This window comes from Roseburia sp. AF12-17LB, from assembly GCF_003479605.1.
GTDB lineage: Bacteria > Bacillota > Clostridia > Lachnospirales > Lachnospiraceae > Roseburia_C > Roseburia_C amylophila.
The window spans coordinates 18977-30767 of the sequence record NZ_QUHR01000015.1 but is presented as its reverse complement, the minus strand read 5'-3'; the positions used below and the strand labels follow the sequence as shown (position 1 = coordinate 30767).

Sequence of the window (11791 nt, the reverse complement as noted above, 5' to 3'; positions counted from 1 at the left end):
AAATCTTTTACAGAATGGGATTAGCCATCAACACGTTTTGTCCTATAACCCTATTTTTATCTGGAAAAACTGCAATTATAATAAAATCAGCCAATAAAGTGGCGGAGGTGCATTATTATAGAATGAAAGGCAGGTTACCACAGATGGAATATACAGCATCAGAACAAAGATATGAAACCATGAAATACAGAAGAGTAGGAAAGAGCGGATTGTTGTTTCCAATATTGTCCCTTGGTTTCTGGCATAATTTTGGAACCAATGATAATTATGAGAACATGAAAGCAATGTGTTTTACGGCATTTGACCATGGAGTCACACAGTTTGACCTGGCAAATAATTATGGCCCGGAATATGGCAGTGCAGAGAGTAATCTTGGCAGGATCATGCGGGAAGAATTGCATGCCTACCGCGATGAATTGTTAATTACAACGAAAGCAGGTTTTGATATGTGGCCGGGACCTTATGGGGATCATGGCAGCAGGAAGTATCTGATTGCGAGCTTAGACCAGAGCTTAAAACGTATGGGACTTGAATATGTGGACATTTTTTATCATCACAGAATGGATCCGGATACGCCATTGGAAGAAACCATGCTGGCATTAGACCAGATTGTAAGAAGCGGAAAAGCATTATATGTAGGAATATCCAATTATGATGGCGTGCATATGAAACAGGCAGCTGAAATCTTGGAAGATTTAAAGTGTCCGTTTGTGATAAACCAGAACCGCTATAATATCTTTGACCGTACGGTAGAGAATAATGGCTTGCTAGAAGCTGCAAAAGAGAAGGGGAAAGGTGTGATCGCATTTTCTCCACTTGCACAGGGAATGCTGACAGATAAGTATATCGATGGAATTCCGGAGGACAGCCGGATTAAAAGAGATGGCAGATTCCTTCATGCATCCGACCTTACGGAAACAAGAATGCAGCAGATTAAGAGCCTGAATGAAATTGCAAAGCGCCGTGGACAGACACTGGCACAGATGGCATTAAGCTGGATATTAAAGGATGAGACGGTAGCAAGTGTTCTGATTGGCGCATCCCGTCCGCAGCAGATATTAGATAATTTAAAGATTGTAGATGCACCGGCATTTACCACGGAAGAGTTAGAAGAAATCGAAGCTGTCTGCAGAGCCTGAAGCCTGGACGCAGATGCAGTTTTGGAAAAAAGAATAGAAGGAATTGTTCATACAATTTCCCAATCAAAATAGTTATGTGAACGAATATGATATTATGTAAATATACATATGGGGAAGAGGTACTATTTTGAAAAGTGGAAAAGAAATTCATTTGACGGAAAAGAAGTGTAAATTGCAATCAGACAATTTTACACTTCTTTTTTGAAAATATACAATATGCACAAAAAAGAAAAGAACGTCGAAAAAAAGTGCTGGAAATCATAAAAAAGTCCCAAAAGTTATCCACATCGAAAAATGTGGAAATATCGAAAAAAAGGAGTTATACACCAAGTTATACACATTATCCACAGAAAAAAGGAGAAAAATATAGGTTTACATAGCAAAAAATAAGAACGGATGTTTTGTGAACAAATGATAAAGTTGATAACTTTTCAAAAAAATACACAAAATCTATTGACATTGCAATATTGAAAAAATCATATAAAATTGTCTGAAAATGTCAGTTTATTTACAAAAGTGTAAAAAGGCAATCTGAGAAAATTATTACAGAAAATTTGCACAATGGTTGAAAAAAACTGGAGCTTTTGCTATACTACTTGCATAAAAGCGCATGGAAATGCACAGAATAAGACAGGTGTAAGATGTTAAAGAAAATCGATATACTGGGAATAGAAGTAGATAATTATACAGTCCGTGAAGCAATGATGCAGGTGGAAAATTATCTGGATAACACGATAATGAATACCATAGAGACCATAGATATGAAGATGTTAGAACTGGCAGGACAGGATGAAACGGTGCGGGCGTGCATTGAACAGCTGGATCTTGCGGTAATCGGAGAGAAGGAGATTCTGATTGCGGCAGATGTTCATTCCAGCCAGCGGCTCAGTGAGACCATTAATCATGATTTCTTCCGGGAATTCATCAAGCGGATTATCCGTAACCATAAGAGAGTATTTTTATTGGCGGAAACCATTGCTCAGGAAGAACAGCTGGAGCATTTCCTTGTAGGAAAATACGAACAGATTGAGGTGGCGGGTCATTGTGCGATTGAGGAAAAGTCCAATGACTTTGAAAGTGTGGTAAATGAGATTAACAGTGCCAGTGCAGATGTTATTTTTTCCATTCTGCCGTCTCCGTTACAGGAACAGTTTTTGACAGAAAATAAAAGCAAACTGGATGCTAAAATATGGTATGGGTTGAGCAGTGATTATGCACCGCGTTCCCGTATCAGCAGAATATCCCAGATAGCGGGCAGATTGATTTATAAGAAGAAACTGCAGAGCAAATTACACAAATATAATAAAGATTAAAGGAAACGGATGGTTATGGGTCTGGGATATAAAAGACCGGCCATAGTGGATTATTTGTGTATGACAGCAGGAACCTGCCTTATGGGTATAGCAATTCAGTCCATCTATGACCCGGTAGGAATGGTTGTTGGTGGATTTACCGGAGTTGCAATTCTTATCAGACAACTGACAGTAAAATGGATTCCCGGAGGAATTCCGTTATGGTTTACGAACCTGGCGTTGAATCTTCCGGTTTTTTTATGCGCATGGAGAAGAAAAGGAAAGAAATTTTTGTGGCGGGCATTATATGGAATGGTAATGCTGTCTTTCTGGCTTCTGGTACTGCCTCACTGGAATATAGCACAGGATGATTATATGCTGGCAGCTATTTATGGCGGATGCATCTCCGGAGCGGGAATCGGTCTGGTTCTGGTGACGAAGTCCTCTACTGGAGGGACAGATATGGTAGCCACTTTATTACAGCGTTTTCTAAAACAATATACCATTGCACAGATTATGCTGGTGTTAGATGGTATTATTGTGTTAAGCGGAATGTTTTTCTTTGGAGTAAAGCCGGCGTTATATGCTGTGGTGGCAATTTTTATAACAACGGAAGTATCGGATGCAATTATGGAAGGTATCAAATATTCCAAGGCGGCGTATATCATTACGGAAGATGCCGCTGAAGTGGCAGATGCACTGATGCACCGGATGAACCGCGGTGTTACGGCGATTCATGCAAAGGGAATGTATTCCGGAAATGAGAAGGACATACTCTTTTGTGCAGTGCCGAAAAAGGAAATTGTAGAGTTAAAAGAGATAGTAATGGAACTTGACGCGAAAGCTTTTGTAATTGTGACGGATGCCCGGGAAGTGCTGGGAGAAGGTTTTTTGGAATATTAGCATAAAAATATTCACATTTCCTCTTTATTTTTTTGACGTTTTGCATTAAAATAAGATTCAAAGAGTTTTATCTTTCACAAAAGGATGCGGATTTTTTGTGAAAGTTGTCCAGTAACTGGGGCGATATTGATAAGAGAAGGAGAAAAAAGTATGATTTCAAATCAGATACTTCAAAACACAATTGACGGTTTGAAAGGGATTACAAGAGTGGATATGTGCATTATCGATACTGAGGGGAAAGTATTGGCAACCACATTTCCTGATGCAGATAATTATATCAATCCTGCATTGGCATTTGTAGAATCTCCGGCAGACAGTCAGGTGATTCAGGGATGCCAGTTCTTTAAAGTTTTTGATGATCATCAGATAGAATATGTTTTACTGGCAAATGGTGACAGTGATGATGTGTATATGGTGGGAAAAATTGCCGGTTTCCAGATTCAGAATCTTCTGGTAGCATATAAGGAACGGTTTGATAAGGACAACTTTATTAAGAATCTTTTATTGGATAATCTTCTTTTAGTAGATATTTATAACCGTGCGAAGAAGCTTCATATTGAGACGGAAGTACGCCGCGTGGTATATGTTGTAGAAACCAACCGGGAAAAGGACGGAAATGAACTGGAAAAAGTACGCAGTATCTTTGGCGGCAAGTCCAAGGATTTTGTGACAGCGGTAGATGAGAAAAATATCATTGTGGTAAAAGAACTTGCAGAAAATGAGACCTATGAGGATTTGGAGAAAACGGCAGAAGTTATCTTAAATCTGTTCAAGGCAGATGAAGACTGCGAGGCTTATATCGCATATGGTACCGTAGTAAATGAGATTAAGGAAGTATCCCGTTCTTATAAAGAAGCCCGAATGGCATTGGATGTAGGAAAGATATTCTTTGAAGAGAAGAATATTATTGCGTATTCTGCACTGGGAATTGGACGTCTGATTTATCAGCTCCCGATTCCGCTTTGCAAAATGTTTATCAAAGAGATTTTCGATGGAAAATCTCCGGATGATTTTGATGAAGAAACACTTACTACCATCAATAAATTCTTTGAAAACAGCCTGAACGTTTCAGAAACATCCAGACAGTTATACATACACAGAAATACACTGGTATACCGTCTGGATAAACTGCAGAAAAGCACAGGCTTAGACCTTCGGGTATTTGAAGATGCCATTACATTTAAAATTGCGTTAATGGTAGTAAAATACATGAAATATATGGAGACATTGGATTACTAAGCAGTAGTTTTAGGAGGAACACATGATTAAGCTTGAACATGTAAGCAAGTCATATTCGGCAGGAATACCGGCATTAAATGATATCAGTCTTAATATAGAAGAAGGGGAATTTGTCTTTATCGTTGGAAACAGCGGCTCCGGAAAGTCAACACTGATTAAATTATTGTTAAAAGAATTAGAGCCGACCAAAGGGGTTATTACGATTAACAACCGTAATTTAAATGCAATCCGGAGAAAGCAGATACCGAAATATCGTCGTAATGTAGGTGTTGTGTTCCAGGATTTCCGCCTGTTGAAAGACAGAAATGTATATGAGAATGTAGCATTTGCCCAGAAGGTAATAGGTACTCCGGCAAGGCTCATAAGAAGCAGTGTACCGACCATGTTATCTATGGTAGGGCTGGCAGCAAAATATAAATCTTATCCAAAACAGTTGTCCGGTGGAGAACAGCAGCGGGTTGCCATTGCAAGAGCACTGGTAAATCAGCCGAAGATTCTTCTGGCAGATGAGCCGACCGGTAATCTCGATAACCATAATGCATGGGAAATCATGAAGCTCTTAGAGGAGATTAACCAGAAGGGAACGACAGTAGTCGTTGTTACACATAATCTTGAGATTGTCAAGGCAATGAAGAAACGTGTAATCACAATGAAGAAAGGCGTCATTATCAGTGACGAGAAAGGTGATTGCAGCGATGAGGATTAGTTCGTTTTTCTATTCAATAAAACAGGGTATCAAGAATATCTGGCGTAACAAAATGTTTTCAATAGCATCTATTGCGACTATGTGTGCCTGTATCTTTTTGTTTGGTCTTTTTTATTCAATTGTAGAAAACTTTCAGTCAATGGTAAAAGAGGCAGAGGAAGGCGTTGCAGTATCTGTTTTCTTTAATGAAGGAATCTCACAGGAACAGATAGATGAGATTGGCAATAAAATTAGTAAGCGTGTGGAAGTTGCCAGCTATGAATTTATTTCCGCAGATGAAGCGTGGGAAAGATGTAAAGAGACATATTTTGGTGGCTCAGAAGAAGCAGCAGAGGGATTTGCGGAGAATCCACTTGCTAATTCTGCCAGTTATGAAATTTATATGAAAGATGTTTCCATGCAGGATGCACTGGTTACATATTTAGAGTCCTTAGATGGCGTAAGGGAAGTGCATCATTCTGCAGTGGTGGCAAATACATTGTCTGATTTTAATAAACTGATTGCGTATGTTTCCGGAGGCATTATCTTAATCCTGCTTGCGGTTGCTATCTTCTTAATCAGTAATACCGTTACAGTTGGCATCTCGGTACGAAGAGAAGAGATTGCGATTATGAAGCTGATTGGAGCTACGGATTCTTTTGTGCGGGCACCATTTGTAGTAGAGGGTGTGCTGATTGGACTTCTGGGTTCTGCATTGCCACTGATTCTGCTTTACTTCATGTATGGCAAGATTATAGTATATGTAGCGGACAAATTCAGCTTTTTAGATAATATTATGAATTTTATTCCGGTTGCAGAACTGTTTCACAGTCTGGTTCCGATTTCACTGCTGTTGGGAGTGGGAATTGGATTTGTTGGCAGCCGGCTGACTATTAAGAAGCATTTGAAAGTATAAGGATAAAGGGTATCGCCTGTGTACTGGGGCAGTCACAGGGATACCCTGTTTTGAATATATAAAAGGTGATGAGAATAAGATGAAGATACGAAGAAAGGTAACAACCGCAATACTGACAGCTGTGATGTTACTTTCTCCGGTGATGGAGATATCTGCCAGCAGCCTGTCTGATGCACAGAAGGAAAAAGAAAATTTAGAGAAGCAGTTAGAGGAGGCCCAAAGTGTCATTGATGGGCTGAAAGATTCCAAGGCTGATATTCAGACGAAGGTAAAGGAATTAGATCAGCAGCTTACAAGCATTTCTCTTGAAATTACCAATACACAGGCACAGTTAGAGGAAAAGAGTGCCGAGATTACAGACACCCAGAGCGAATTAGAGGATGCCCAGGCGGATGTGGCAAGCCAGGCAGAAGCTATGAGCAAAAGGATTCAGTTCATGTATGAAAATAGTGGAAAAATGTCATATCTGGAAGCATTTTTTCAATCCGGCAGTATGGCAGAATTTTTGAATCAGGCAGAATATATCCGGCAGATTTCAGAATATGATAGAGATATGCTGCAGCAGTACAATGACAGTGTACAGACCGTGGCAGATGCCAAGGAACAGTTAGAACAGGAATATACAGAGCTGGAAGAATTGAAGGCACAGGTAGAATCCCAGCAGCAGACCGTGCAGGCTCTGATGGATGCCAAGGAAGACGAACTGGATAAGGTAAAGAGTGACATTACGGTGGCACAGTCGGATGCAGATGCAGTACAGGCAGAGATTGATGCACAGAATGAAATTATTGCGCAGATTCAGGCAGAGGAAGCCAGAAAAAAAGCGGAAGAAGAGAAACGAAGACAGGAAGCAGAGGAAAATGGAACTACTCCGGATACGACTCCCGGAGATGTATACAGTGGCGGGGCTTTTGTATGGCCGTGTCCGAGCAGTACCAGGGTAACCAGTGATTACGGAACGCGATTATCTCCGACCCAGGGAGCATCCTCTAATCATAAGGGACTGGATATTGGGGCAAGCTATGGTGCGAGTATTGTGGCGGCGGCAGATGGAACGGTTTCCTATGCAGGCTATAATAATGGAATGGGCAACTATGTAATGATCAGCCACGGCAGCGGGCTATATACAGTATATGGGCATGCTTCGGCACTTTTGGTATCCACCGGTGATAAAGTCACGGCGGGACAGACGATAGCCCAGGTAGGAAGTACCGGTATATCTACTGGAAATCATTTACATTTTGGCGTATCCTTAAATGGAAGCTATGTAAGCCCATGGAATTATCTGAGTAAATAGTAAAAGAGGAAGAAAGATGGACGAAATAAGGGAAGAGACAAATTCAGCAGAAGCAATCAGGCAGGAAATAAAGGAAAAGAAAAGAACTTACTGGCGTGGTGCGATTACCGGTGCTGCTTCGGTCATGGCGGTATTGCTGATTGTATTATTGATTGGTATTTACAGTGGTGCTGTGGTAATTGGTGGAAAAGGCATAACAGGAGGCAGCCAGACGGTAACAGCATCAGATGGTGATCTGCTTTCAAAGGATGTCATCAATAAGCTTGATAATCTGGCAGACCAGATTAATGCAGATTATTATGAAGATGTGGATCAGGAAGACTTGATTAACGGAATGTATAAAGGCTTGTTTGAGGGGATCGGAGACCCGTACAGTGAGTATTATACCCCGGAAGAATATGAAGATATCATGATATCCACCCATGCAAATTATTATGGAATCGGAGCAGGACTTACCCAGGATAAGAATACCATGGAAGTATCCGTTACCCATATTTATGATAATTCTCCGGCACAGGAAGCAGGATTAAAAGAAGGCGATAAGATAGTCAAGGTAGATGATATTGAAGCCACTTCTATGGAATTGTCGGAACTGGTAACCAACATCCGTGGCGAAGAGGGAACCACCGTTCATCTGGTAATTGAAAGAGAAGGGGAATCAGAAAATCTGGAATTTGATGTGTCCCGTGCCAAAGTAGATATTCCAACAGTAGCTTATAAAATGTTAGAAAACAATATCGGATATATACAGGTATCTGAATTTGCAGAGAATACACCAACCCAGTTTTCGGATGCAATTACAGATTTACAGGGTCAGGGTATGGAGAAGCTGGTTATTGATTTACGTGATAATGGCGGCGGAATGGTAGTATCCTGTCAGCAGATGTTGGATATGATTCTTCCGGAAGGAACTGTTGTTTATACGGAAGATAAATATGGCAACCGTCAGGATTATACTTCTGATGCAGAGCATTATCTTGATATGCCGATTGCAGTATTAGTCAATGGCAATTCCGCCAGTGCATCCGAGATATTTGCAGGAGCCATCCGGGATTTTGATTATGGAACACTGATTGGAACCACAACCTTTGGAAAAGGCATTGTGCAGAATATCATGCAGTTAAAGGACGGCAGTGCCATTAAGCTTACGGTAGCAAAATATTATACACCAAACGGTGATAACATCCATGGAACCGGAATTACACCGGATGTTGAAATTGAATATGAGTACACCGGAGATACCGAGGGTACTTATGATGAGATGCAGGATAATCAGATATTAAAAGCCATTGAAGTATTGAACGGAGAAGAATAATGAAGATGAATAACGAAGAGAAGAAAAAACTTATCATTCGCTATGTGGTGGCAGTAATTCTTCTGGTAGTTACCATTCTCGTACTTAAGGGGATGTATCAGGATGCGGAAGAGCATGACAATGCACAGAATACAGAAATTACAACAGAGATAAATCATGAGTGAATTAAATGAAAAGATTCGCCAGCAGTTAATGGAATGGGCAGAACCGGATTTTGGCACCTTTTCCGCCGGATTGATTCCGGGGGAAAAACATGTGCTTGGAGTAAGGTTGCCCTTACTTCGTTCTTATGCAAAAGAATTAGCAAAAGGAGACTGGCAGACTTACCTTTCACAGGCATCGGATGATTCCATGGAAGAGACCATGTTGCAGGGCATGACCTTAGGCTATGTGAAAAGTGATTTCACAGGAATCCGTCCGTATCTTGATGCCTTTCTTCCAAAAATTAAGAACTGGTCGGTATGTGACAGCACCTGTGCAAGTTTAAAAATTGCCAGAAAAGAGCCGGAGGCAGTTTTAGAATATTTACTGCCTTATCTTCGCAGTGATGAAGAATTTTTCATCCGGTTTGGCGTTGTGATGTTATTAGATCATTTTATTACGGAAGACTATATCGACCTTGTCTTAGAAGAGATGGATAAGATTCATCAGGATGCCTATTATGTGAAAATGGCAGTAGCCTGGAATTTGTCCGTGTGTTTTGTGAAGTTCCGGGATAAAACACTTTCCTATCTCAGGACAAATCATCTGGATGACTGGACTTACAATAAGACGATACAGAAAATCAGGGAATCCTATCGCGTGACCAAAGAGGATAAGGAAATGCTCTTAAAAATGAAACGGAAAGCAGAAAAATAGACTTTTCAACCAATATTAAGGAAAATATAATTGATTCGAAGCCGGGAAACCACTATAATGTTTATAGTGGTTTTTCTTACTTTACAGGAAATTGCTTTCCTGCAAAGAAAAAACGCTCCGCGGGGATGCGCACTGCGGCGTATAGGGTAGATGTCGCAAGCGACCGCGCAGGCGCGAGAATGTGCCAAGGCACATTCTTTGTTATACAGAAAATCATAAGAATATAAGAAAGTTGGTGATACTGTGGTTGAATTGGACGCATACCGATACAAATTGGGAACCTATAAGGCTCCACTGCAGGAAGTGAGGGATTCACTTTGACTTAGCAGATAAGTCAAAAAAAATCGAAGAATTGGAACGGGAGATGGAAGCACCAGATTTCTGGAATGATGCAGAAGTGTCCCAGCAGAAGATGAAAGAGTTAAAAAGCTATAAGGATGACGTGGCAGTCTGTGCACAGCTGGAAGAGAAACTTTCTGACATTGAAACACTGATTGCGATGGGAGATGAAGAGAATGATGTTTCCCTGATTCCGGAGATCGAAGAAGAGATAAAGGAATACGAAGAAGCGTTTGAAAAGATTCGGATCAAAACCCTGTTATCCGGAGAATATGATAAAGACAATGCAATTGTATCCTTGCATGCAGGAGCAGGCGGAACAGAATCCTGTGACTGGGCATCCATGCTATACCGCATGTATACAAGATGGGCATCCGATAAAGGATTTGCCATTGAAGTACTGGATTCCTTAGATGGAGATGAAGCAGGAATCAAATCCATTACCTTTCAGGTAAACGGAGAAAATGCTTACGGTTATCTGAAATCAGAAAAAGGCGTACACCGTCTGGTGCGGATTTCACCGTTTAATGCGGCAGGAAAGCGTCAGACCTCCTTTGTATCATGTGATGTGATGCCGGATATAGAAGAAGACATTGATATTGAAGTAAAGGATGAAGATATAAGGATTGATACCTACCGTTCCAGCGGAGCCGGTGGACAGCATATCAATAAGACATCTTCAGCAATCCGGATTACCCATTTTCCGACGGGAATTGTAGTAACCTGCCAGAATGAGCGTTCCCAGCACATGAATAAAGACAAGGCAATGCAGATGTTAAAATCCAAGCTGTATTTATTGAAACAGCAGGAAAATGCAGATAAAGCAGCAGATATCCGTGGCGAAGTCACAGAAATTGGCTGGGGAAATCAGATACGCTCCTACGTATTGCAGCCGTATACTATGGTAAAGGATACCAGAACCGGCGTAGAGACGGGAAATACAGATGCAGTATTAGATGGAGATATTGATATTTTCATTAATGGATATTTAAAGTGGCTGTCACTGGGCTGTCCGGAGAAGATGGGAGAGTAAGATGGAAAAAGTAATCATACCACTGGTCATTATTCTTGTCATTGTGGGAGTGATAGCAGGCGTGGTTTTCTATGTGAAAAATAAAGTAAGAAAATTCTCACAGGATCTCTTTGGAACAGATTCTTTAGTGGAAGGCTGGAAGAAACAGGAAGAGGAACTGTCTGTCACACCATGTTCCGTATCCGGAATGACAAGATTATTAGAACCACAGATACAGCGGGATTTCCCGGAATTTAACTGGGTGCAGTTTAAAAATAAGGCAGAAGATGCATTGAAATTGTCATTGATGGCAATTTCCGAACATAGTATAGGAAGGGCAGAGAGCCTGTCGGAAGCACTTAAAGAAGAAGTGACAGCAAGAATTGAGCAGAATCAGACAGCAGGTGTAAATGAGGTATATGAACGTATCCGTGTTCATCAGACTGAGATTGCCAGATATGAAAAACAAAAGGGAAAATGCATTATTACACTACAGAGTGCAGTGGAGCATATTCACTATAAAGAGAAAGACGGAAAACTGATTTCCGGTAAAAAAGATTTGTTAGAACAGACCAAGTACAACATGGAACTGATGTATATCCAGGATGAGAGCAAAGTCAGTGCTGATAAAGGGGTAGGACTTACCTGCCCGCACTGCGGTGCTCCGGTTACATCCCTTGGAGCGAAATACTGTGAGTTCTGTGGCAGTGAAGTAATACCAATCAATATGCAGGTTTGGTCTCTGCAGCATTTTTACGAAGTTACATACCAAAAGGTGTAATGAAAATATATAACA

Annotated in this window: 12 protein-coding genes; all 12 read left to right on the top strand. The window is 40.8% G+C overall.

The features are described 5' to 3' along the window. Positions 1-143: 143 nt before the first annotated feature. Positions 144-1139 (top strand): aldo/keto reductase, encoded by a 996-nt coding sequence (locus tag DWV68_RS13535; protein ID WP_117842249.1) that lies wholly within the window; start codon positions 144-146, stop codon positions 1137-1139. A 641-nt stretch (positions 1140-1780) separates the two neighbouring features. After that, positions 1781-2452 (top strand): WecB/TagA/CpsF family glycosyltransferase, encoded by a 672-nt coding sequence (locus DWV68_RS13530; RefSeq protein WP_117696699.1) that lies wholly within the window; start codon positions 1781-1783, stop codon positions 2450-2452. 9 nt (positions 2453-2461) lie between these two features. After that, positions 2462-3334, top strand: a complete 873-nt coding sequence (locus tag DWV68_RS13525; protein WP_330419947.1) for a YitT family protein — start codon at positions 2462-2464, stop codon at positions 3332-3334. Between the two features lie 150 nt (positions 3335-3484). Then, on the top strand, positions 3485-4573 hold the full coding sequence (locus DWV68_RS13520; RefSeq protein WP_117696702.1) for a PucR family transcriptional regulator: 1089 nt from the start codon (positions 3485-3487) through the stop codon (positions 4571-4573). Between the two features lie 22 nt (positions 4574-4595). Beyond that, positions 4596-5279, top strand: coding sequence for a cell division ATP-binding protein FtsE (ftsE, locus tag DWV68_RS13515; RefSeq protein WP_022243561.1), 684 nt, complete (start codon positions 4596-4598; stop codon positions 5277-5279). Next, positions 5269-6174, top strand: coding sequence for a permease-like cell division protein FtsX (ftsX, locus tag DWV68_RS13510; protein WP_117696706.1), 906 nt, complete (start codon positions 5269-5271; stop codon positions 6172-6174). Before ftsE ends, ftsX begins: the two co-directional genes overlap by 11 nt. A gap of 79 nt (positions 6175-6253) precedes the next feature. After that, positions 6254-7471: a murein hydrolase activator EnvC family protein gene (locus DWV68_RS13505; protein ID WP_117842236.1), complete on the top strand. Its 1218-nt coding sequence runs from the start codon at positions 6254-6256 to the stop codon at positions 7469-7471. 16 nt (positions 7472-7487) lie between these two features. After that, positions 7488-8786: a S41 family peptidase gene (locus DWV68_RS13500; RefSeq protein WP_118666029.1), complete on the top strand. Its 1299-nt coding sequence runs from the start codon at positions 7488-7490 to the stop codon at positions 8784-8786. After that, positions 8786-8950, top strand: coding sequence for a hypothetical protein (locus tag DWV68_RS14485; protein WP_022243557.1), 165 nt, complete (start codon positions 8786-8788; stop codon positions 8948-8950). The genes DWV68_RS13500 and DWV68_RS14485 overlap by 1 nt, the downstream gene beginning before the upstream one ends. Next, a complete protein-coding gene (locus DWV68_RS13495; protein WP_117842238.1) occupies positions 8943-9644 on the top strand; it encodes a DNA alkylation repair protein in 702 nt (233 codons plus the stop codon). The genes DWV68_RS14485 and DWV68_RS13495 overlap by 8 nt, the downstream gene beginning before the upstream one ends. A gap of 243 nt (positions 9645-9887) precedes the next feature. Then, positions 9888-11016 (top strand): peptide chain release factor 2 gene (gene prfB, locus DWV68_RS13490; protein WP_416906631.1). Its coding sequence is split into 2 segments (ribosomal slippage): positions 9888-9950 and positions 9952-11016, totalling 1128 coding nucleotides; the frame shifts between segments, so codons are not numbered across the junction. A gap of 1 nt (position 11017) precedes the next feature. Then, complete coding sequence (locus DWV68_RS13485) at positions 11018-11776, top strand: TIM44-like domain-containing protein (protein WP_118666027.1); 759 nt, start codon at positions 11018-11020, stop codon at positions 11774-11776. Positions 11777-11791 lie beyond the last annotated feature (15 nt).